Annotated in this window: 19 protein-coding genes; 13 read left to right on the forward strand and 6 right to left on the reverse strand. The window is 69.2% G+C overall.

The features are described from left to right. Window positions 1-62: 62 nt before the first annotated feature. The 3 genes from RCO28_RS02815 (at window position 63) to RCO28_RS02825 (ending at window position 5,395) form a co-directional block, all read left to right on the forward strand. Window positions 63-1,370 (forward strand): histidine kinase, encoded by a 1,308-nt coding sequence (locus RCO28_RS02815; protein ID WP_308939283.1) that lies wholly within the window; start codon window positions 63-65, stop codon window positions 1,368-1,370. Then, entirely contained in the window at window positions 1,367-2,059 is a 693-nt protein-coding gene (locus RCO28_RS02820; protein ID WP_308939284.1) for a response regulator transcription factor, read from the forward strand. Before RCO28_RS02815 ends, RCO28_RS02820 begins: the two co-directional genes overlap by 4 nt. Window positions 2,060-2,215: 156 nt before the next feature. Next, on the forward strand, window positions 2,216-5,395 hold the full coding sequence (locus tag RCO28_RS02825; RefSeq protein WP_308939285.1) for an efflux RND transporter permease subunit: 3,180 nt from the start codon (window positions 2,216-2,218) through the stop codon (window positions 5,393-5,395). A gap of 71 nt (window positions 5,396-5,466) precedes the next feature. Here RCO28_RS02825 and RCO28_RS02830 read toward each other — a convergent pair whose 3' ends face one another. Together RCO28_RS02830 and nadA are read right to left on the reverse strand one after the other, a co-directional pair. Beyond that, a complete protein-coding gene (locus RCO28_RS02830; protein WP_308939286.1) occupies window positions 5,467-6,339 on the reverse strand; it encodes a GNAT family N-acetyltransferase in 873 nt (290 codons plus the stop codon). 104 nt (window positions 6,340-6,443) lie between these two features. Further along, window positions 6,444-7,640, reverse strand: coding sequence for a quinolinate synthase NadA (gene nadA / locus RCO28_RS02835; protein ID WP_308939287.1), 1,197 nt, complete (start codon window positions 7,638-7,640; stop codon window positions 6,444-6,446). A gap of 275 nt (window positions 7,641-7,915) precedes the next feature. On the opposite strand from nadA, the gene RCO28_RS02840 reads away from it, so the two are divergent. Then, window positions 7,916-8,272, forward strand: coding sequence for an iron-sulfur cluster assembly accessory protein (locus RCO28_RS02840; protein WP_308939288.1), 357 nt, complete (start codon window positions 7,916-7,918; stop codon window positions 8,270-8,272). A gap of 93 nt (window positions 8,273-8,365) precedes the next feature. On the opposite strand, the gene RCO28_RS02845 is transcribed toward RCO28_RS02840, so the two are convergent. Next, complete coding sequence (locus tag RCO28_RS02845) at window positions 8,366-9,829, reverse strand: hypothetical protein (RefSeq protein ID WP_308939289.1); 1,464 nt, start codon at window positions 9,827-9,829, stop codon at window positions 8,366-8,368. A gap of 114 nt (window positions 9,830-9,943) precedes the next feature. Further along, window positions 9,944-10,144, reverse strand: coding sequence for a hypothetical protein (locus RCO28_RS02850; RefSeq protein ID WP_308939290.1), 201 nt, complete (start codon window positions 10,142-10,144; stop codon window positions 9,944-9,946). Between the two features lie 137 nt (window positions 10,145-10,281). On the opposite strand from RCO28_RS02850, the gene RCO28_RS02855 reads away from it, so the two are divergent. Further along, the gene (locus RCO28_RS02855; protein WP_308939291.1) at window positions 10,282-11,256 is read left to right on the forward strand and encodes a carbohydrate kinase family protein; all 975 of its coding nucleotides are present in this window, start codon (window positions 10,282-10,284) and stop codon (window positions 11,254-11,256) included. A gap of 32 nt (window positions 11,257-11,288) precedes the next feature. Here the strand turns inward: RCO28_RS02855 and RCO28_RS02860 are convergent, their stop codons facing one another. Next, a complete protein-coding gene (locus RCO28_RS02860; RefSeq protein WP_308939292.1) occupies window positions 11,289-12,668 on the reverse strand; it encodes an aminotransferase class V-fold PLP-dependent enzyme in 1,380 nt (459 codons plus the stop codon). A 352-nt stretch (window positions 12,669-13,020) separates the two neighbouring features. Here RCO28_RS02860 and coxB point away from each other — a divergent pair, with 352 nt between their 5' ends. From coxB to RCO28_RS02880, 4 genes are all read left to right on the forward strand, one after another. Continuing rightward, complete coding sequence (coxB, locus tag RCO28_RS02865; protein WP_308939293.1) at window positions 13,021-13,980, forward strand: cytochrome c oxidase subunit II; 960 nt, start codon at window positions 13,021-13,023, stop codon at window positions 13,978-13,980. Further along, the gene (gene ctaD / locus RCO28_RS02870; RefSeq protein WP_308939294.1) at window positions 13,977-15,713 is read left to right on the forward strand and encodes a cytochrome c oxidase subunit I; all 1,737 of its coding nucleotides are present in this window, start codon (window positions 13,977-13,979) and stop codon (window positions 15,711-15,713) included. The genes coxB and ctaD overlap by 4 nt, the downstream gene beginning before the upstream one ends. Then, entirely contained in the window at window positions 15,710-16,108 is a 399-nt protein-coding gene (locus tag RCO28_RS02875; RefSeq protein WP_308939295.1) for a cytochrome c oxidase subunit 4, read from the forward strand. Before ctaD ends, RCO28_RS02875 begins: the two co-directional genes overlap by 4 nt. A 139-nt stretch (window positions 16,109-16,247) precedes the next feature. After that, window positions 16,248-17,495: an Ig-like domain-containing protein gene (locus RCO28_RS02880; protein WP_308939296.1), complete on the forward strand. Its 1,248-nt coding sequence runs from the start codon at window positions 16,248-16,250 to the stop codon at window positions 17,493-17,495. A gap of 85 nt (window positions 17,496-17,580) precedes the next feature. Here the strand turns inward: RCO28_RS02880 and RCO28_RS02885 are convergent, their stop codons facing one another. Continuing rightward, window positions 17,581-17,982, reverse strand: coding sequence for a hypothetical protein (locus RCO28_RS02885; RefSeq protein WP_308939297.1), 402 nt, complete (start codon window positions 17,980-17,982; stop codon window positions 17,581-17,583). A gap of 210 nt (window positions 17,983-18,192) precedes the next feature. Here RCO28_RS02885 and RCO28_RS02890 point away from each other — a divergent pair, with 210 nt between their 5' ends. The 4 genes from RCO28_RS02890 (at window position 18,193) to RCO28_RS02905 (ending at window position 22,368) form a co-directional block, all read left to right on the forward strand. Next, the gene (locus tag RCO28_RS02890) at window positions 18,193-18,792 is read left to right on the forward strand and encodes a heme-copper oxidase subunit III (protein ID WP_308939298.1); all 600 of its coding nucleotides are present in this window, start codon (window positions 18,193-18,195) and stop codon (window positions 18,790-18,792) included. Window positions 18,793-18,881: 89 nt separating this feature from the next. Next, the gene (locus RCO28_RS02895) at window positions 18,882-19,691 is read left to right on the forward strand and encodes a c-type cytochrome (protein ID WP_308939299.1); all 810 of its coding nucleotides are present in this window, start codon (window positions 18,882-18,884) and stop codon (window positions 19,689-19,691) included. Next, window positions 19,688-20,743: a Rieske 2Fe-2S domain-containing protein gene (locus tag RCO28_RS02900; RefSeq protein ID WP_308939300.1), complete on the forward strand. Its 1,056-nt coding sequence runs from the start codon at window positions 19,688-19,690 to the stop codon at window positions 20,741-20,743. Before RCO28_RS02895 ends, RCO28_RS02900 begins: the two co-directional genes overlap by 4 nt. Further along, complete coding sequence (locus RCO28_RS02905; RefSeq protein WP_308939301.1) at window positions 20,740-22,368, forward strand: cytochrome bc complex cytochrome b subunit; 1,629 nt, start codon at window positions 20,740-20,742, stop codon at window positions 22,366-22,368. Before RCO28_RS02900 ends, RCO28_RS02905 begins: the two co-directional genes overlap by 4 nt. Window positions 22,369-22,489: the final 121 nt, after the last annotated feature.

Consider the following 22,489-nt stretch of genomic DNA (forward strand, 5'->3'; position numbering starts at 1 on the left):
GTGGCTGGTCGCGCGGTTCCCCGTGCCCCTGTCGGGGCACGGCACCGGTACCGTTTCCAGGCGTGAGCACCCTCGTACGCGCCAGGGACTGGCAGAAGGCCCACCCGCTGGCCTTCGACGCCAGCCTCGCCCTGGCCGTACTCGCCTGCATGCTGCTCGGATCATTCGTGGAACCGCACGGTCCGCGCGGGCCGTACTTCGGGCGGAGCCCCGACGGGCCGAGCGTCGCCCTGATGCTCGCCGGCTCCGTCGCGCTGATCTTCCGGCGCCGCAGCCCGTGGCTGGTGCTCGCCGCCACGGTCGCCGTGTCCCTCGTCGAGGTGATCACCGGGGAGCCGCGGGCGCCCGTCGCGATGTGTGCCGTGATCGCCCTGTTCACCGTCGCCGCACGCACCGACCGGCCCACCACCTGGCGGGTCGGCCTGCTCACCATGACCCTGCTGACCGGCACCGCGATGCTCACCGGGCCTTTGCCCTGGTACGCGCAGGAAAACCTCGGCGTCTTCGCCTGGACCGGTATGGCCGCGGCCGCCGGGGACGCCGTGCGCAGCCGCCGGGCCTTCGTCGACGCCATCCGCGAGCGGGCCGAACGCGCCGAGCGGACCCGCGAGGAGGAGGCCCGCCGCCGGGTCGCCGAGGAGCGGCTGCGGATCGCCCGCGACCTGCACGATGTGGTCGCCCACCACATCGCCCTCGTCAACGTCCAGGCGGGCGTCGCCGCACACGTCATGGACAAGCGGCCCGACCAGGCCAAGGAGGCGCTCGGGCACGTACGCGAGGCCAGCCGCTCCGCGCTCGACGAACTCCGCGCCACCGTGGGCCTGTTGCGGCAGACCGGCGACCCCGAGGCGCCCACCGAACCCGCGCCGGGCCTGGCCCGGCTCGGCGACCTCGTCGACGGCTTCCGTAACGCCGGGATCCCCGTCGAGGTGGCCTGCGCCGACGAGAACACCCCGCTGCCCGCCGCCGTGGACCTGGCCGCGTACCGCGTCATCCAGGAAGCCCTGACCAACGTGCACAAGCACGCGGGCGCCGACGCCAAGGCCGAGCTGAGCGTGATCCGGGTCGGCGGCAACGTGGAGATCACCGTCATCGACGACGGACCGGGCGTGGACGAACCCGCCGAGGGCGGCGGCGGCCACGGGCTGCTCGGCATGCGCGAACGGGTCTCCGCACTGGGCGGCGCCCTCACGGCAGGACCCCGCTACGGCGGCGGCTTCCGCGTCCATGCGATCCTGCCCGTTGCCGACCGTCCGGCCACCGACCGTCCGGCCACCGACCGCACGGCCACCGACCGTCCGGCCACCGACCGTCCGGCTGCCGACCGCACGGCCACCGACCGTCCGGCCACCACGGGGGAGACCGCATGACCGCCATCAGGGTGCTGCTCGCCGACGACCAGGCCCTGTTGCGCAGCGCCTTCAGGGTCCTCGTCGACTCGGAGCCGGACATGCAGGTCGTCGGCGAGGCCTCCGACGGCGCCGAGGCCGTCGCACTCGCCCGCTCCGCACGTGCCGACGTCGTCCTCATGGACATCCGCATGCCTGGTACGGACGGCCTCGCCGCGACCCGCAGCATCAGCGCCGACCCGGATCTCGCCGGGGTCCGCGTCGTCATGCTGACCACCTTCGAGGTCGACGAGTACGTGGTGCAGTCGCTGCGCGCCGGTGCCTCCGGCTTCCTCGGCAAGGGCTCCGAGCCCGACGAGCTGCTCAACGCCATCCGCGTCGCCGCCGCCGGGGAGGCGCTGCTCTCGCCCGCCGCGACCAAGGGCCTGATCGCCAAGTTCCTTGCCCAGGGCGGCAGTTCGGACGACGGCGACGGGACCGGCCGGGCTCACGCGGAACGCCTGCGGGCCCTCACCGGGCGCGAGCGGGAGGTCCTCGTGCAGGTCGCGGGCGGCCTCTCCAACGACGAGATCGCCGAGCGCCTGACCGTCAGCCCGCTCACCGTGAAGACCCATGTGAACCGCGCCATGGCCAAGCTGGGCGCCCGCGACCGGGCACAACTCGTCGTCATCGCGTACGAATCGGGCCTGGTACGTCCGAGGGTGGACTGAGCCCCGAACGGTCGTACTGCGCTCGCAGTATGTGCCGGATAAGGAAGGGGACCTGGGAGCGAGGAATACCGCTCCCGGCATGACCGAGGGTTGAAGGGTCGGGCGCAGGCTGCGCCCTCTCCTGCCGCGCAAGCCACAGAAGAGAGACCCTCACCCATGTCCTGGCTGTCAAGATTCAGCCTCGCCCAACGGGCCCTGATCGGGCTGATCTCGATCGTCGCGATCGTGTTCGGCGCGATCGCCGTCCCGCAGCTCAAGCAGCAGCTGCTCCCGTCCATCGAACTCCCGATGGTCTCCGTCATCGCCCCGTACCAGGGCGCGTCCCCCGACGTGGTCGAGAAGCAGGTCGTCGAGCCGCTCGAGTCGTCCATCGAGGCGGTCGACGGCATCACCGGCATCACCGCCACCGCCAGCGAGGGCAACGCCCTGGTCATGGCCCAGTTCGACTACGGCGACAGCGACTCCAAGCAGCTCGTCGCCGACGTCCAGCAGGCCGTGAACCGGGCCCGCGCCCAGCTCCCCCAGGACGTCGACCCGCAGGTCGTCGCCGGCTCCACGGACGACATGCCCACCGTCGTCCTGGCCGCGTCCGCCGACGGCACCGACCAGCAGGCGCTCGCCGACCAGCTGGAGCGCAGCGTCGTCCCCGTGCTCAAGGACATCGACGGCGTCGGCCAGGTCTCGGTCGACGGCGTGCGCGACGTGCAGGTGGCGGTCACCCCGGACGAGGCGAAGCTGGCGCGGGCGGGCCTCACGCCGGGCGCGCTCGTGCAGGCGCTGCAGCAGGGCGGGGCGTCGGTCCCGGCCGGTTCCTTCGACGAGGCGGGCAAGAACCGCACCGTCCAGGTCGGCGGCGGCTTCACCTCGCTGCAGCAGGTCGAGGACCTGATGGTCGCGCCGGAGGCGGCACCCGGCGCCTCCCAGGGGCAGCCGAGGAAGCCCGTACGCCTCGGCTCCGTCGCGGAGGTCGAGCAGCAGGAGGCCGCGGCCACCTCGCTGACCCGTACGAACGGCGAGCCCAGCCTCGCCGTCGTCGTCACCATGGACCAGGACGGCTCCGCCGTCGCCATCTCGGACGCCGTCAAGGCCGAACTCCCGGACCTGCGGGGGGACTTGGGTTCCGGCGCCGACCTGACCGTGGTCTCCGACCAGGGCCCGGCGGTCTCGAAGTCGATCTCCAGCCTGACCACCGAGGGTGCGCTCGGCCTGGCCTTCGCGGTCGTCATCATCCTGGTCTTCCTCACGTCGATCCGCTCGACGCTTGTCACCGCGGTCTCCATTCCGCTCTCGGTCGTCCTCGCGCTGATCGTCCTGTGGACGCGTGACCTGTCCCTGAACATGCTCACGCTCGGCGCCCTGACCATCGCGATCGGCCGGGTCGTGGACGACTCGATCGTGGTCCTGGAGAACATCAAGCGGCACCTCGGCTACGGCGAGGAGCGCAAGGAGGCGATCCTCACCGCGGTCAAGGAGGTCTCCGGCGCGGTCACCTCGTCGACGCTCACCACGGTCGCGGTGTTCCTGCCGATCGGCCTGGTCGGCGGCATGGTGGGCGAGCTGTTCGGCTCGTTCTCGCTGACCGTCACGGCCGCCCTCCTTGCCTCCCTGATCGTCTCCCTGACGGTCGTCCCGGTGCTCTCGTACTGGTTCCTGCGCGCCCCCAAGGGCACCGCGGAGCTCGACCCGGACGAGGCGCGCCGCAAGGCCGAGGAGAAGGAGGCCCGCAGCCGGCTGCAGCGGATGTACGTGCCCGTGCTCCGCTTCGCCACCCGGCGCCGCTTCACCAGCCTGCTGATCGCGGTCGTCGTCCTGGTCGGCACCTTCGGCATGGCGCCGATGCTGAAGACCAACTTCTTCGACCAGGGCGAGCAGGACGTCCTCTCCATCAAGCAGGAGTTGAAGCCCGGCACCAGCCTCGCCGCCACCGACGAGGCGGCCGAGAAGGTCGAGAAGGCGCTCGCCGGAGTCGACGGCGTCAAGGACTACCAGGTCACCATCGGCTCGTCCGGCTTCATGGCGGCCTTCGGCGGCGGCACCGACACCAACCAGGCCTCGTACCAGGTGACCCTCACCGAGGACGCCGACTTCGAGAAGACCGGCGACGCCATCGAGCGGGAGCTCGGCGCCCTCGACGGCATCGGCGAGACCCGTATCGCCGCCGGTGACCCCATGGCGGGGCAAGACCTCAGCGTGGTCGTCAAGGCCGCCGACGCCGACGTACTGCAGAAGGCGTCCGAGCAGGTCAGGGACGAGGTCGCGGAGCTCGACGACGTCACCGACGTGCAGAGCGACCTGTCGCAGTCCGTGCCGCGGATCTCGGTCAAGGCCAACGACAAGGCCGCCGCGGCCGGGTTCAACGACACCACGCTCGGCCAGGCCGTCGGCCAGGCGGTGCGCGGCACGCCCGGCGGCAAGGCAGTCCTGGACGACACCGAGCGGGACGTCGTCGTGAAGTCGGCGAAGCCCGCCGAGAGCCTCGACGAGCTGCGCGAGCTGCGGCTCGGCCGGGTTCAGCTCGGCGACATCGCCACGGTGAAGCTGGTCGACGGACCGGTCTCGATGACCCGGATCGACGGCGCCCGCGCCGCGACGATCACGGCGAAGCCGACCGGCGACAACACCGGCGCGGTCAGCACCCAGCTGCAGACCAAGCTGAACCAGCTGGAGAAGGAACTCCCCGACGGCGCCACGGTGTCCATCGGCGGCGTCTCCGAGGACCAGGACGAGGCCTTCGCCTCGCTCGGCCTGGCGATGCTCGCGGCCATCGCGATCGTCTTCATGCTGCTCGTGGCGACCTTCAAGTCCCTTGTGCAGCCGCTGATCCTGCTGGTCTCCATCCCGTTCGCGGCCACCGGCGCGATCGGCCTGCTGATCGCCACCGACACCCCGATGGGCGTCCCGGCGATGATCGGCATGCTGATGCTGATCGGCATCGTGGTCACCAACGCGATCGTGCTGATCGACCTGATCAACCAGTACCGCGAGAAGGGCTACGGCACCGTCGAAGCGGTCATCGAGGGCGGTCGCCACCGCCTCCGCCCGATCCTGATGACGGCCCTGGCGACGATCTGCGCCCTGGCCCCGATGGCGGCGGGCATCACCGGACACGGCGGCTTCATCGCCAAGCCGCTCGCGATCGTGGTGATCGGCGGCCTGGTCTCGTCGACCCTGCTCACGCTCCTCCTGGTGCCGACGCTCTACGCGATGATCGAACTCCGCAAGGAGCGCCGCGCGAAGAAGAAGGCGGCCAGGCGCGCCAAGAAGGCGGGCGTCCCGGAGCAGCCCGAGGCCCCGTCGGAGTCGCACACCGACGAGCCGGAGCCGGCGAAGGTCTGACGGACGGTCGTACGCACGAGGGGGCGCCCCTCTCCGGTCAACTGCCGGAGAGGGGCGCCCCTTTCGCGTACCTACAGGTACTTCCCCGTCGGCACGAACCCCACGGGCGGTCGCATACCGCGCAGGCACAGATAGCCGCCCGGCTCGGGCTGAAGCCGGGCGGTCAGGGCGATGTCGACGGCCCACCGCTGTTCCGCCGTGACGTTGGAGATCTTGACGGTCCGGCCGGCGGGCACGTCCCGCAGCGCCGCAGTGAGCAGCCGCGCGGCGACCGCCTCGGTGGTCGCGGAGAGCCCCATGAGCTCGACCTTGTCCGGAAGCGACATGTCGATGAAGCAGTACCCCCGGCCGTCCGCGGCGTCGACCGTCAACAGTCGGCAGTCCCGCAGGAGCTCGGCGTGGTCGGGCCCGTGCGCGCCCCCGCGCACCTGCCGGTCGACGGCGTCCAGGAAGTCCGGGTCACCGCCTTCGTACAGGGGCCCGCCCGCAACGGGCAGCCGTGCCGGATCGAGCGCACCCTCAAGCCGTACGGCCGGATACAGGGCGAAACCCGCCGCCCAGTAGGCACGCGCCGCCCTCGGGTCGAGGGAGCCGGAGATGATCCCTCGCGCACACCCCTCGCCGTACGCCAGCGCCCGGTCGAGGAGCGCCCGTCCGACACCCTTGCCCTGCGCCTCGGGCGCGACGACGAGCAGCGAGAGGCCCCACACGGACTCCCGCCGGGACGTGACGACGGCACCGAGCGCGCCCGATGCGTCGTACGCGATCAGGGACCCGTCCTGATCGTGGCGCAGAAAGTGCCGGTGGAGTGCGTCGAGCCGCGCCTGCCGGGCCGGTGCGGGCGGGGGTTCGGGCGGGGCGCCCGGGGCGGCGAAGGCGGCGGTGGTGATGCGTTGGACGTCGGCGAGGTCGTCGGCGGTGTCCCGTAGCGTGCGAAGGATCATCCTCCGCACGCTACGGACACCGCCGAGCCGTGGAAACGGGATTTACGGCAGCGCCGAGCCGTGGAAACGGGATTTACGGCAGCGCCGAGCCGTGGAAACGGGATTTACGGCAGCGCCAGCATCCGCTCGAGCGCCAGCTTCGCGAAGCTCTCCGTCTCCTTGTCGACCTCGATGCGGTTGACCAGGTTGCCCTCGGCGAGCGACTCAAGGGCCCAGACCAGGTGCGGCAGGTCGATCCGGTTCATGGTCGAGCAGAAGCAGACCGTCTTGTCGAGGAAGACGACCTCCTTGCCCTCGGGCGCGAAGCGGTTGGCGAGTCGGCGGACCAGGTTCAGCTCGGTGCCGATCGCCCACTTCGAACCGGCGGGCGCGGCCTCCAGGGCCTTGATGATGTACTCCGTCGACCCGACGTAGTCCGCCGCGGCCACGACCTCGTTCTTGCACTCGGGGTGCACCAGGACGTTCACCCCCGGGATGCGCTCGCGCACGTCGTTCACCGACTCCACGGAGAACCGGCCGTGCACCGAGCAGTGCCCGCGCCACAGGATCATCTTGGCGGCGCGCAGCTCCTCGGCGGTCAGGCCGCCGTTCGGCTTGTGCGGGTTGTAGAGCACGCAGTCGTCGAGAGACATGCCCATGTCGCGGACGGCGGTGTTCCGGCCCAGGTGCTGGTCGGGCAGGAACAGCACCTTGTCCCCCTGCTCGAACGCCCAGTCCAGGGCGCGCTTCGCGTTGGACGAGGTGCAGATCGTGCCGCCGTGCTTGCCGGTGAAGGCCTTGATGTCGGCGGAGGAGTTCATGTACGAGACGGGCACGACCTGCTCGGCTATGCCCGCCTCGGTCAGCACGTCCCAGCACTCGGCGACCTGCTCGGCGGTCGCCATGTCGGCCATCGAGCAGCCGGCGGCGAGGTCGGGCAGGACCACCTTCTGGTCGTCGGAGGTCAGGATGTCCGCCGACTCGGCCATGAAGTGCACACCGCAGAAGACGATGTACTCGGCCTCCGGCTTGGCGGCGGCGTCCTTGGCCAGTTTGAAGGAGTCACCGGTCACGTCGGCGAACTGGATGACCTCGTCCCGCTGGTAGTGGTGACCGAGCACGAAGACCTTGTCACCGAGCTTCTCCTTGGCGGCGCGGGCCCGCTCCACCAGGTCCGGGTCGGACGGCGAGGGCAGGTCGCCCGGGCACTCGACACCCCGCTCGCTCTTGGGGTCGGCCTCGCGGCCGAGCAGCAGCAGGGCGAGCGGCGTGGGCTCGACAGCCAGGTCTACGGGGGAGTGGGCGGTGGTCACGACACGCACCCTTTCTTCGTCCGGCGGGCAGAACCCGCTGTCCGGGCCTGCTTCTCGTCAAGATGACGCTATCTATCATAACCGCTTCACGTCAGTTTGACGATGGCCATCGTGTCGATGTGACGCATTCCCGGACCACGCACCGGCGCCTTGTCCCGCGAGGGTGTGCGAGCATGAGAAGACAGGCGGAAACGCAGAAACAGCGTGCCGGGCCCGGAATGAATCCGCGGCCCCGACGGTTGCACCCGTCGGCAAGCAGTCCGAACAACCCGGGAGAGATGTAGATGTCCGTATCGGACGAGACCACCACCGTCAGCGACGGCATCATCCTGTCCGACGCCGCCGCGGCCAAGGTCAAGGGCCTTCTTGAGCAGGAAGGCCGTGACGACCTGGCTCTGCGTGTCGCCGTTCAGCCCGGTGGCTGCTCGGGTCTGCGGTACCAGCTGTTCTTCGACGAGCGCTCGCTCGACGGCGACGTCGTGAAGGACTTCGACGGCGTCAAGGTCGTCACCGACCGCATGAGCGCCCCGTACCTCGGCGGCGCCTCCATCGACTTCGTCGACACCATCGAGAAGCAGGGCTTCACCATCGACAACCCCAACGCCACGGGCTCCTGCGCCTGCGGCGACTCCTTCAGCTGAGCCTGCCGGCTCCCCGGAGTCACTGACGTACGTACGACGAAGGCGGCGTTCCCCGCACAGGGGGCGCCGCCTTCGTCGTACTCATGCCCCGGCCTACTGCCGCTGCACCGCGACCCCGTTCGTGCCGACCACCGTCCGCTCGCCGAGCGGCTTCTCCAGCGTCACCTCGGCCGTCCGCTCCTCGGCGATCATCACGCAGACCTCGCCCTTCTTCTGCGGCTTCTCGACCACGGCGACGCGCACCTCGCTCCCGCTCTCGGTCGCCCGCGCCGTGTACTCACTGCACGCCCCGCCCCAGAACCGCAACGTCAGCTTCCGCCCGTCCACGCTGTACGAGGTCACCGGCACGTTCCTGGACTCCGGGCCGGCGTCCTCGGTCGGCTCGGGCTTCGGCGCGCCGGGCTTCGCCAGATACTCCGGGTCCACCGCGGGATGCGTCACCGTGAACGCCCGCTCGGCGCCCTCCGGCCGCACCTCGAACAGCCAGGACGGTACGAGCACCTGCCGCCCCCGCTCGAAGTGCAGCGCGAGCCCGAACGTCGCCTCCGCCACCTCGACCGGCTCGGGCCCGGCGCCCTTCGACGCCGGCAGGCAGGGCTGCTCGGGCCCGTCCGGCGCGGGCTCGCCCGGGGCGATACCGCCGGGGCCGGGCGCGCTCGACGCGGCCCCGCCCTCGGAGTGCGGCACGGGCCGAGCGCAGCCACCGCTCCCGCTCCCGCTTCCCGGCCCGGTCTCCGCGGCGGTCTCGTTCAGCTCCGCGATCGTCTTCTCGGCGCTCAGTACGGGATACGCGGCGCCCTTCACCGGCTTCGCCAACTGCCCGCTGCCGCCCACCACTTGACCTTCGGAGCCGATCTGCACGCCGGTCGACCAGCCGTACGTGGGCAGCCCGTCCACCTTCGGGTCGGCGTTGACGACCCGCACCGCGCCCATCGTCTGCGAGGCGTCGAGCGTGGCACTGCCCTGCCCGACCGCCTTCAGCACCGGAGTCGCGGCACTCTTGGCGGCCCCCTCGCTCACCGGCCCGGGATCTTTCTCCCCGGAGCCCGAACTGCCCTTCGGCGCACAGGACTTGCCCTTGACGCAGTTGTCCGTACCGCCCGCATGCGCCTGGAAGGTCCAGCTGCCCGGCGCTTCCTTGCCGACCGTCAGCATCGGCCCGTCCCCGGCCCGGCCCACCTTCCACGTGGTGCCCTCGGCGCGCGGGGTGCCGGACACGTCGAGCGCCTCGGCGAGCCTCGCCACCTGGTCCGCGCCCACCGTGCCGCGCGGCCGGTGCACGGACGCGGAACCCGGGCCCTTCGGCAGCTCACCGCCCGCCCGGTACGTCACCCCGCCCGGCGCGGGCTCCCCGGGCGCGACGCCCCGCGCCGCGTCGTCCAGGGTCAGCGGGGGAGGCGGAGTGTCATCGGCCGCGGGCGCGCCGGAACCACCCGAGGCGTTCGCCGCGACATACGCGCCGCCGCCACCGGCGAGCAGCACCGCCGCCGCCACCGAGGCGGCCACGATCCCGGGCCGCCGCCGACGGGTGCCCTCGTGCGTCTCCTCGCTGCCCACCGCATCGCTCCTTCGTCCACGCCGACTCCCCGAACGGGGGCGACTGTCGGTGGGACGGGCCTCGGGGGCGCGCGGTTCCCGCTCGCGACGGTCAGGTCGCGCCGGTCAGGCCGGTCAGTCGCCGTAGTCGGACATCGCGTCCAGGAGCCGGGCCGAAGTTCCCGGCACGACCACGCCGTGGATGCTGGCCGGGGAGACGGGCTGCGGCCTGGCCTCGTGCGCCGCCGTCCAGTGCGGAGCCATCCGGGCGCAGTCACCCTGCAGTTGCTTCAGCGTGAGCTCGGGCTGATCCGGCATGGCGGTGTGCTTCGACATATACGCACCGTACGCACGCGGAACCCGGCAGAAAAAGGTCTACTATCGGGTAGTTTTGGCGGTTCAGCGGAGGGGTGTCGACCCGATAGCGTGAACTGTCATCTCCACCGCAGCCTCTCCCGCAGGAGACATACGCCGTGCGTATCGCAGTCACCGGCTCCATCGCCACCGACCACCTCATGACCTTCCCCGGCCGATTCGCCGACCAACTGGTCGCGGATCAGCTGCACACGGTCTCCCTCTCCTTCCTGGTCGACAACCTCGACGTACGCAGGGGAGGCGTGGGCGCCAACATCTGCTTCGGCATGGGGCAGCTCGGCACCCGCCCGATCCTGGTCGGGGCCGCAGGGTCCGACTTCGACGAGTACCGCGCCTGGCTCGACCGGCACGGCGTCGACACCGACTCCGTACGCATCTCCGAAGTCCTGCACACCGCCCGCTTCGTGTGCACCACGGACGCCGACCACAACCAGATCGGCTCCTTCTACACCGGCGCCATGAGCGAGGCCCGCCTCATCGAGCTGCACTCCGTCGCCGAGCGCGTCGGCGACCTCGACCTCGTCCTGATCGGCGCCGACGACCCCGAGGCGATGCTCCGCCACACCGAGGAGTGCCGAACCCGCTCCATCCCGTTCGCCGCGGACTTCTCGCAGCAGATCGCCCGCATGGGCGGCGACGAGATCCGCAACCTCATGGACGGCGCGACGTACCTCTTCTCCAACGAGTACGAGAAGGGCCTCATCGAGTCCAAGACCGGCTGGACCGACGAGGAGATCCTCGCCCGCGTCGGCCACCGCGTCACCACCCTCGGCGCCCGCGGCGTCCGCATCGAGCGCGCCGGCGCGGACCCCGTCGAGGTCGGCGTCCCCGAGGAGGACTCGAAGGTCGACCCGACCGGCGTCGGCGACGCCTTCCGGGCCGGCTTCCTCTCCGGCCTGTCCTGGGGCGTCGGCCTGGAGCGCGCCGCCCAGGTCGGCTGCATGCTCGCCACCCTGGTCATCGAGACCCTCGGCACCCAGGAGTACACCCTGCGCCGCACCCACTTCATGGACCGCTTCACCAAGGCGTACGGCCACGAGGCCGCCGCCGAGGTCCAGGAGCACCTGGTCTGACCCGGACCCTGTGAGTCAGCCCCGGACGTGACTCAGGAGAGCCGGCGGACCGTATAAGCGGTGCCGCGGTCCGCAGGCTCCTCGCTCACGAACTCCTGCTCCCGCATATGGCACCAGGCCCGGATGTCGAGCCCGGCCGCGCCGTCGTCCGAGAGCACCGTGACCGTGCCGCCCACCGGCACGTCACCGATGACCTTGCCCAGCTCGATCACCGGGATCGGACACCGCTTCCCGAGCACATCGAGGACGAGCGACCCGCCCGGGACCACGGCCGGTCTCGCCCCGGGAGCCCCCAGTTTCTCCCGCACCGCCGCCACCGCCCCCGGCAGCACCGCCAGGAACCGCTCCACGTCCTCCGGCACCGTGCCGACCGGCAGCGACACCCGTACGTTGCCCTCGCTCAGCACTCCCATCGCCCGGAGCACATGGCTCGGCGTCAGCGTGGAGCTCGTGCACGAGGAGCCCGACGACACCGAGAAGCCCGCCAGATCCAGCTCGTGCAGAAGCGCCTCACCGTCGACATACAGACAAGAGAAGGTGACCAGATGCGGCAGCCGCCGCTCCGGATCGCCCACCACCTCCACATCCGGCACAAGCTCCGGCACCCGCGCCCTGATCCGCTCCGTCAACTCCCGCAGCCGCGCGGCCTCCTGAGCCGCCTCGGCGTGCACGGCCCGCAGCGAGGCCGCCGCCGCGACGATCCCCGGCAGATTCTCGAAGCCCGGCGCCCGCCCCGACTCCCGCTCGTCCGACGGCCCTTGAGCGGCGAACCGCACCCCCTTCCGTACGACAAGAAGCCCGACTCCGGACGGCCCACCCCATTTGTGCGCACTTGCCGCAAGGGCCGACCAGGCGCCCCCGACCGGCCCCCACGGCAACGACTGCGCGGCGTCCACCAGAAGCGGCACCCCGGCCGCCCGGCACGCCTCCGCCACCTCGTCCACCGGCTGCACGGTCCCCACCTCGTGGTTGGCGGACTGCAGACAGGCGAGCGCCGACTCCGCCCCGAGGGCCCCGGCGAACTCCTCCGCGCCGACCCGCCCGGCACGCCCCACCGGGACCCGCACCGTCGTACCGCCCTGCTCCTCGTGCGCCGTCGCCGCGTGCAGTACGGAGGAGTGCTCCACGGTCGAGACCACCAGTTGCCGGCCCACTCGGCGGCGGCCCGCCAGCGCACCCGCGACGCCCGAGTGCACCGCCCGCGTCCCCGAAGGGGTGAAGACCAGCTCGTCCGGCCGGCACCCGACGGCCTCGGCCGCGGCCTCGCGCGCGGCGTCGAGCAGCAGCCGGGCCCGCCGGCCCTCGCGGTAGAGCCGGGCCGGGTCGGCCCAGCCCTCGTCGAGAGCGGCGAGCAACGCCTGTCGGGCAACGGGGTGCAGGGGAGCGGACGATGCTGCGTCGAAGTAGGGCACGCCGTCACGCTACCCGGCGTACGACGGACTCCAGGAGGCCTGTGGATAACTCCCTCACGTACCGTCGGAAGGGCTCGTTCCGCCGCCGCCGCCGACTCCTTGTCGGTATCTCTGGAGGGGGCGTCAGTTGCCCTTTCACGTGCGGTGTTGGGCCTCGGCGCAGGGTTTCGGCCACCCCTTCGGGTCGTGCAGCGGCGCGTTGGGCACCCTCCCCGCGCGACCCCAAATGGCGTCCAGTAGGGTTTGGTCCGCATAAACATCCAAACCCCTGCCCGTACAGGGTCCGGAGCCCGACCGACAGCATCACCGGCCGAGCCCGGCCGAGCGGGCGAGACTCTCGGGAAGGCGCTACGTGAGTCCCAACGGCTCCGACCGCTCGTCGCGGCGCCCGATGCGGCGGAAGCTGCCGCAGGTGCTGACTGCGGGCCTGGTCCTGGCGACCGCGACCGGTTGCACATACAAGGACTTCCCTCGGCTTGGTATGCCCACCCCCGTCACGGAAGAGGCTCCTCGGATCCTCTCCCTGTGGCAGGGCTCGTGGGCCGCGGCGCTCGCCACCGGCGTGCTCGTGTGGGGCCTGATCCTGTGGAGCGTTGTCTTCCACCGGCGCAGCCGCACCAAGGTCGAGGTTCCTCCGCAGACCCGGTACAACATGCCCATCGAGGCGCTGTACACCGTGGTTCCGCTCATCATCGTTTCGGTGCTCTTCTACTTCACCGCACGCGATGAATCGAAGCTCCTCGCACTCTCCGACAAGCCGAAGCACACCGTGAACGTGGTGGGCTTCCAGTGGAGCTGGGGCTTCAACTACATCGAGAATGTCCCCGGTTCCGAAGGCGATGCCAAGGGCGACAAGGACCTCGCGGCGATTCCGGACAAGTTCCAGAAGGACTTCCCGGAGAACGCCGGCGGTGTCTACGACGTCGGTACGCCCGGCACCCGGAACCCGCAGAACGGCAACCCGGGCCCGACCCTGTGGCTGCCGAAGGGCGAGAAGGTCCGCTTCGTTCTGACTTCGCGTGACGTCATCCACTCCTTCTGGGTGGTGCCGTTCCTGATGAAGCAGGACGTCATTCCGGGCCACACCAACACCTTCGAGGTGACCCCCAACAAGGAGGGCACCTTCATGGGCAAGTGCGCCGAGCTCTGCGGCGTCGACCACTCCCGGATGCTGTTCAACGTCAAGGTCGTCTCCCCGGAGCGCTACCAGCAGCATCTGAAGGAGCTGGCCGAGAAGGGGCAGACCGGCTACATCCCGTCCGGCATCGAGCAGACGGACCCGGCCAGGAATGCGGAGAAGAACCAACTGTGAGCATCCTCAACGAACCTCAGGGTGCTGCCGCAGCTGACGACTCGTACGAAAACGAGCTCCCGGTTCGGCGCAGGCAGCCCGGCAACGTGGTCGTGAAGTGGCTGACCACCACCGACCACAAGACGATCGGCACGCTTTACCTGGTCACGTCGTTCGCGTTCTTCTGCATCGGCGGTCTGATGGCGCTCTTCATGCGCGCCGAACTGGCCCGTCCCGGCACGCAGATCATGTCGAACGAGCAGTTCAACCAGGCGTTCACGATGCACGGCACGATCATGCTGCTGATGTTCGCGACGCCGCTGTTCGCCGGATTCGCCAACTGGATCATGCCGCTGCAGATCGGCGCGCCCGACGTGGCGTTCCCGCGGCTGAACATGTTCGCGTACTGGCTGTACCTCTTCGGCTCGCTGATCGCGGTGGGCGGATTCCTCACCCCGCAGGGTGCGGCCGACTTCGGCTGGTTCGCCTACTCCCCGCTCTCGGACGCGGTCCGTTCGCCGGGCATCGGCGCCGACATGTGGATCATGGGTCTGGCCTTCTCCGGCTTCGGCACGATCCTCGGCTCGGTCAACTTCATCACCACGATCATCTGCATGCGTGCCCCCGGCATGACGATGTTCCGGATGCCGATCTTCACCTGGAACGTGCTGCTTACCGGTGTGCTGGTCCTGCTCGCCTTCCCGGTGCTCGCGGCCGCGCTGTTCGCCCTGGAGGCGGACCGTAAATTCGGTGCGCATATCTTCGACGCGGCCAATGGCGGCGCCTTGTTGTGGCAACACCTCTTCTGGTTCTTCGGACACCCAGAGGTGTACATCATCGCCCTGCCATTCTTCGGAATCATTTCCGAGGTCATCCCGGTCTTCTCGCGCAAGCCGATGTTCGGTTACATGGGCCTGGTCGGCGCGACCATCGCGATCGCCGGTCTTTCGGTGACGGTGTGGGCGCACCACATGTACGTCACCGGTGGAGTGCTACTACCGTTCTTCTCCTTCATGACGTTCCTGATCGCCGTGCCAACAGGCGTGAAGTTCTTCAACTGGATCGGAACGATGTGGAAGGGGTCCTTGAGTTTCGAGACCCCGATGCTCTGGGCCGTCGGCTTCCTGATCACCTTCACCTTCGGTGGTCTGACCGGCGTCATCCTGGCCTCGCCGCCGATGGACTTCCACGTCTCGGACTCGTACTTCGTCGTCGCGCACTTCCACTACGTGATCTTCGGAACCGTGGTCTTCGCGATGTTCTCCGGATTCCACTTCTGGTGGCCGAAGTTCACCGGCAAGATGCTCGACGAGCGGCTCGGCAAGATCACGTTCTGGACGCTGTTCGTGGGCTTCCACGGCACGTTCCTGGTGCAGCACTGGCTCGGTGCCGAGGGTATGCCGCGGCGTTACGCGGACTACCTCGCGGCCGACGGCTTCACCGCCCTGAACACGATCTCGACGATCGCTTCGTTCGTCCTCGGTCTGTCGATGCTGCCGTTCATGTACAACGTCTGGAAGACGGCCAAGTACGGCAAGAAGATCGAGGTCGACGACCCCTGGGGCTACGGCCGTTCGCTCGAGTGGGCCACGTCCTGCCCGCCGCCGCGGCACAACTTCCTCACCCTGCCGCGGATCCGTTCCGAATCCCCGGCGTTCGACCTGCACCACCCTGAGATCGCGGCGCTCGAGCAGCTCGGTCACGGCAGCGACGAGGACAAGGCGCTCGCGGGCAGCAAGGAGGCCGGCAAGTGAAGATCCAGGGCAAGATGTTCATCTGGCTGAGCGTCTTCGTCCTCGCCATGGCGATCGTCTATGGCGTGTGGTCGAAGGAGCCGGCCGGTACCACGGCGCTCTTCCTGGCCTTCGGGCTCTGCGTGATGATCGGCTACTACCTGGCCTTCACGGCCCGGCGGGTCGACGCCATGGCGCAGGACAACAAGGAGGCCGACGTCGCGGACGAGGCCGGCGAGGTGGGCTTCTTCAGCCCGCACAGCTGGCAGCCGCTCTCCCTGGCCGTCGGCGGCGCGCTCGCCTTCATGGGCGTCGTGTTCGGCTGGTGGCTGATGTACTTCTCCGCTCCGCTGCTCCTGGTCGGTCTGTGGGGCTGGGTGTACGAGTACTACCGCGGCGAGAACCAGAACCAGTGAGCCGCTAGCACGTAGCACCGCAAGAGGGGCCCGGACACTCCGTGAAGGAGCGTCCGGGCCCCTCTTGTGCAGTAACTCATGGCCCCTCGTATGGCCCACTCGGCGCGCCGCTGCCGACGAATCTCCATAGCGTGTGCTCATGAGCAACTCACCGCGCATCACCACGGTTATGAGCTGCACAGTGCTGGTCGTCGCGCTCGGCGCGGGAGCGACCGCGTGCGGCAGCTCCGACGGCCATCCGCTCTCGGCGAAGCCCTACGACGCGGCCGGCCAGATCGCCTTCAACGGGCCCGACGGCGGTACGAAGAAGGCGGATCCGGAGAAGCCCCTGGAGGTGACCGCCCAGGGCGAGGAGGGACGTATCACGGACGTCACGGCCACCGACTCGCTCGGCCGTTACGTCGCGGGCGAACTCTCCGCCGACGGCACCCGCTGGCACAGCACGAGCCCGCTCGCGGCCGGCGTGCACTACACGGTGAAGGTCAGCACCGAGGACGAGGACGGGGCGCCCGGAACCAAGCTCCTCAGCTTCGACACGGACACCCCCAAGAAGAAGCTCCTGAAGGTCGAGTTCGGCCCGGAGAAGGGCACGTACGGCGTCGGACAGCCCGTCACCGCGAAGCTCAGCAAGGCCGTCAAGGGCAAGGAGGCCAGGTCGATCGTCGAACGCGCCCTGACCGTCCGCTCCGTGCCCGCGGCCCAGGGCTCCTGGCACTGGGTCGACAGCAAGACGCTGCACTACCGCCCGAAGGACTACTGGCCCACCAAGGCCACCGTCGAGGTCCGCTCCAACCTCGAGGGCATCAAGGTCAGCGACAGCCTGTGGGGCACCGACACCAAGCCCGTGAAGTTCAAGACGGGCGACCGCGTCGAGGCCGTCGTGGACGCCGGCTCGCACACCATGACGGTCTACCGCAACGGCGAGGAGATCAACTCCGTGCCGGTCACCACCGGCAAGCCCGGCTACTCCACGCGCAACGGCGTCAAGGTCGTCCTCGGCCAGGAGTACGCGGTCCGCATGACCAGCGCCAGCATCGGCGCCTCGGACTTCTACGACAAGATGGTGTACTACGCGACCCGCGTCACCGACACCGGCGAGTATCTGCACGCCGCGCCCTGGTCCGCCGGCTCGCACGGCTTCGCCAACACCAGCCACGGCTGCGTGGGCATGAGCACCGGCAACGCCGCCTGGCTGTACGAGACCCTGCGCCAGGGCGACATCGTCAAGACGGTCAACAGCTACGGCGAGGACATGCCCACCTTCGGCAACGGCCTCGGCGACTGGAACATGGACTGGAAGGACTGGCGCAAGGGCAGCGTGCTCCTCGCCGACACCCGCGAGGGCCAGTCCCCGGTCGACTCGGCCCGCCTGCGCCCACAGGTCTGAACCGCCCGGAATGCCCGACACCCCTGCCCCGTACGGCGATCGGCGCGTACGAGGCAGGGGTGGCGGTCGGACCGGGGGAGCGGCCTCAGGTGGTCGTGGCCGGGCGGCGGCGCAGCAGGGCGGCCAGGGAGTCCGCGAACTCGACCGGGTCCACGGGCAGCGTCACCGCCGCCTCCGCACGGCTCCACGTGGCCAGCCAGGCGTCCTGAGGGCGGCCGATGAGCAGCAGCACCGGCGGGGCCTGGAAGACCTCGTCCTTGATCTGCCGGCACACGCCCATACCGCCCGCGGGCACCGCCTCGCCGTCCAGGACGCAGACGTCCACGCCGCCGCGCTGCAGTTCCTTGAGGACCGCGGCCTGGGTCGCGCACTCGATGAACTCGACCCGGGGAACGTCCGCGGCCGGCCTGCGTCCCGTCGCCAACCGCACTTGCTCGCGGGTGTTCGCGTTGTCGCTGTAGACCAGGACCGTGGCGGTCGACTTCATGGTTGCTCCGCTTCGTCGAGGTGCAAGGCCCGGCCGGTCGACTCGGGGCCGATGCGCGGATGCTACTCCGTCCGACACCCTGTCAACACCGGTACGAACAGGCCGCTGATGGGCCATCCGGGCTGGACATGGGCGGGGAACACTCCGAACGGCACCCCCCGGAGTGAGGGCTGGATAAGCGACCGACATAATGTCGGCGTGGCGACAGCAATGACAGTAGACAAGGGGCACGCGCACCCGTCGGTCAATCGACCGAACCTCACCAGCGTCGGAACCATCATCTGGTTGAGTTCCGAGCTGATGTTCTTCGCGGCCCTCTTCGCGATGTACTTCACCCTTCGTTCGGTCACGGGTGCCGAACACTGGAAGGAAATGGCCTCGGCCCTGAACTTCCCCTTCTCGGCGACGAACACCACGATCCTGGTGCTCTCCTCGCTCACCTGCCAGCTCGGCGTCTTCGCCGCCGAGCGCGGTGATGTGAAGAAGCTCCGGTCCTGGTTCATCGTGACCTTCATCATGGGCGCGATCTTCATCGGCGGTCAGGTCTTCGAGTACACCGAGCTGGTCAAGCACGAGGGCCTCTCGCTCTCGTCCGACCCGTACGGCTCGGTGTTCTACCTGACCACCGGCTTCCACGGCTTGCACGTGACAGGCGGTCTGATCGCCTTCCTGCTGGTTCTCGGCAGGACGTACGCGGCCAAGAGGTTCACTCACGAGCAGGCAACCTCCGCCATCGTCGTGTCCTACTACTGGCACTTCGTCGATGTCGTCTGGATCGGCCTCTTCGCCACGATCTACATGATCAAGTAACCGGGCCGGGGTTCTCACTACCGACGACCCCGCAGCCCGACCACATTCCAGAAGCATCGACGCAGAAGATCCTGACACCGGGGTAATCCGTGAAAAAGCTCTCCGCACGACGACGCCATCCGCTGGCGGCGGTCGTCGTCCTACTCCTCGCGCTGGCGGCCACCGGGGGGCTGTACGCCGCGTTCGCACCCGCGGACAAGGCGCAGGCCGATGAAACCGCCCAGTCCCTCGCCATCGACGAGGGCAAGAAGCTCTACGCCGTCGGCTGCGCCAGCTGCCACGGCACCGGCGGTCAGGGCACGTCCGACGGCCCGAGCCTCGTGGGCGTCGGCGCCGCAGCGGTGGACTTCCAGGTGGGCACCGGCCGTATGCCGGCCCAGCAGCCCGGCGCCCAGGTGCCGAAGAAGAAGAACATCTACACGCAGGCCGAGATCGACCAGCTCGCCGCGTACGTGGCTGCGCTCGGTGCCGGTCCCTCGGTGCCGACCGACAAGCAGTACAACCCCGAGGGCGCCGACATCGGCAAGGGTGGCGAACTGTTCCGCAGCAACTGCGCGCAGTGCCACAACTTCACCGGTGAGGGTGGCGCCCTGACGCACGGCAAGTTCGCGCCGACCCTCGAGGATGTGTCTCCGAAGCACATCTACGAGGCCATGCAGACCGGCCCGCAGAACATGCCGTCCTTCCCCGACACGACGATGCCGGAGAAGGAGAAGAAGGACATCATCGCGTACATCGACGCGGTCAACAGTGACAAGACCGCCAGCCCCGGCGGGCTCAAGCTGGGCGGCCTCGGCCCCGTCAGCGAGGGCCTGTTCGCCTGGATCTTCGGTCTCGGCACGCTGATCGCGGTCGCCGTCTGGGTAGCCGCTCGGACCGCAAAGGCCAAGAAGTCATGAGTAGCCAAGACATTCCAGAAGAGAACCTGCCGAGCGAGCAGGACGCTGCCGGGCACACCCTGCAGAAGACCGCGGACGACCCGTTCGCGGACCCGGGTCTGCCCCCGCACGAGCACCGGGTCCAGGACGTCGACGAGCGGGCCGCCAAGGGCTCCGAGCGTACGGTCGCCCTGCTGTTCACGATCTCGATGCTCGCCACCATCGGCTTCATCGCCTCGTACGTGGCCTTCCCGGTCGAGAAGATCGTCTACATCTGGCCGCTCGGGCACATCAGCGCGCTGAACTTCGCCCTGGGTATCACCCTGGGGATCGCGCTCTTCTGCATCGGCGCGGGCGCGGTCCACTGGGCCCGTACCCTGATGTCCGACGTGGAGATCGTCGACGAGCGGCACGCGATCGCGGCCGAGCCCGAGGTCCGCGCCAAGGTCATGTCCGACTTCGCGGCCGGTGCCGAGGAGTCCGGCTTCGGCCGGCGCAAGCTGATCCGCAACACGATGTTCGGCGCCATGGCCCTCGTGCCGCTCTCCGGCGTCGTACTCCTGCGTGACCTCGGTCCGCTGCCCGAGGACAAGCTGCGGCACACGCGCTGGGCCAAGGGCAAGATGCTCGTGAACATGAACACGCACGAGCCGCTGCGTCCGGCGGACGTCGCCGTGGGTTCGCTGACCTTCGCCATGCCCGAGGGCATGACGGAGCACGACCACGACTTCCAGACCGAGATCGCCAAGGCCGCCCTGATGATCGTCCGCATCCAGCCGGACGACATCAAGGACAAGCGCGAGCTCGAGTGGTCGCACGAGGGCATCGTGGCCTACTCGAAGATCTGCACCCACGTGGGCTGCCCGATCTCCCTGTACGAGCAGCAGACGCACCACGCCCTCTGCCCGTGCCACCAGTCCACCTTCGACCTCGCCGACGGTGCCCGAGTGATCTTCGGCCCGGCCGGTCACGCCCTGCCGCAGCTGCGCATCGGTGTGAACGAGGAGGGCTACCTCGAGGCGCTCGGCGACTTCGATGAGCCCGTCGGTCCTTCCTTCTGGGAGCGCGGATGAGCGACAACGCAAGCAACACGAGGAAGGCACCGGCCGGCGAGCGCGTAGCCGACTGGGCCGACGGCCGGCTGGGGATCTACTCCCTGGCCAAGGCCAACATGCGGAAGATCTTCCCGGACCACTGGTCCTTCATGCTGGGCGAGGTCTGCCTCTACAGCTTCATCATCATCATCCTCACGGGTGTGTACCTGACGCTGTTCTTCCACCCGTCGATGAACGAGGTGGAGTACGCGGGCAGTTACGTCCCGCTGCAGGGTCAGCTGATGTCCGAGGCCTTCAACTCGACGATGCACATCAGCTTCGAGGTCCGCGGTGGTCTGCTGATCCGGCAGATCCACCACTGGGCCGCGCTGATCTTCGTCGCGGCGATGCTCGTGCACATGATGCGCGTCTTCTTCACCGGCGCGTTCCGCAAGCCGCGCGAGGTCAACTGGCTGTTCGGCTTCCTGCTGCTCGTGCTCGGCATGTTCACCGGCTTCACCGGCTACTCGCTCCCGGACGACCTGCTGTCCGGTACGGGTGTCCGCTTCATGCAGGGCGCCGTGCTGTCCGTCCCGATCGTCGGCACGTACCTGTCGATGTTCCTGTTCGGCGGCGAGTTCCCCGGCGGCGACTTCGTGGCCCGGTTCTACTCGGTGCACATCCTGCTGCTGCCCGGCATCATGATGGGCCTGCTCGTGGCCCACCTGATCCTGGTCTTCTACCACAAGCACACCCAGTTCGCGGGTCCCGGCCGGACCAACAAGAACGTGGTCGGCATGCCGCTGCTCCCGGTCTACATGGCCAAGGCCGGTGGCTTCTTCTTCCTGGTCTTCGGAGTCATCGCCGTCGTCTCCGCGATCGCGACGATCAACCCGATCTGGGCGATCGGCCCGTACCGGCCGGACCAAGTGTCCACCGGTGCGCAGCCAGACTGGTACATGGGCTTCTCCGAAGGCCTGATCCGTGTCATGCCGGGCTGGGAGATCAACCTGTGGGGTCACACGCTCGCCCTGGGTGTGTTCATCCCGCTGATGATCATCTTCCCGCTGGTCCTCGTGTCGATCGCGGTCTACCCGTTCATCGAGTCCTGGGTCACCGGGGACAAGCGCGAGCACCACATCCTGGACCGCCCGCGCAACGCCCCCACCCGTACGGGCTTCGGTGTCGCGTGGCTGACCTGGTACTTCGTCATGCTCGTCGGTGGTGGAAACGACCTCTGGGCGACCCACTTCCACCTGTCGATCAACTCGATCACCTGGTTCGTCCGGATCGCGTTCTTCGTCGCTCCCGTCCTCGCGTTCATCATCACCAAGCGGATCTGCCTGGGTCTGCAGCGGCGCGACAAGGAGAAGGTGCTGCACGGGCGCGAGTCCGGCATCATCAAGCGCCTGCCGCACGGCGAGTTCATCGAGGTGCACGAGCCGCTCAACCAGGAGCAGCTGCACACCCTCACCGCGCACGACCAGTACAAGCCGGTCGAACTCGGCCCCGAGGTCGACGAGAACGGCGTCAAGCGCAAGGTGTCGCGCGGCGAGAAGCTCCGGGCCAAGCTCTCCAAGGGCTACTACGGGGAGGACCACCAGATCCCCAAGCCCACGGCGGACGAGTACAAGGAGATCACCAGCGGCCACGGCCACCACTGATCCCCGTCAGCTGTAGCTGAACGCCACGGCGAGAGCCCCGTCCATTCAACGGACGGGGCTCTTTGCCGTCCCCGGGCTTGGCTAGGCTGGGCCCACACCCATCACGTACGTACGAGACCAG

Source organism: Streptomyces sp. LHD-70, from assembly GCF_031157275.1.
GTDB lineage: Bacteria > Actinomycetota > Actinomycetes > Streptomycetales > Streptomycetaceae > Streptomyces.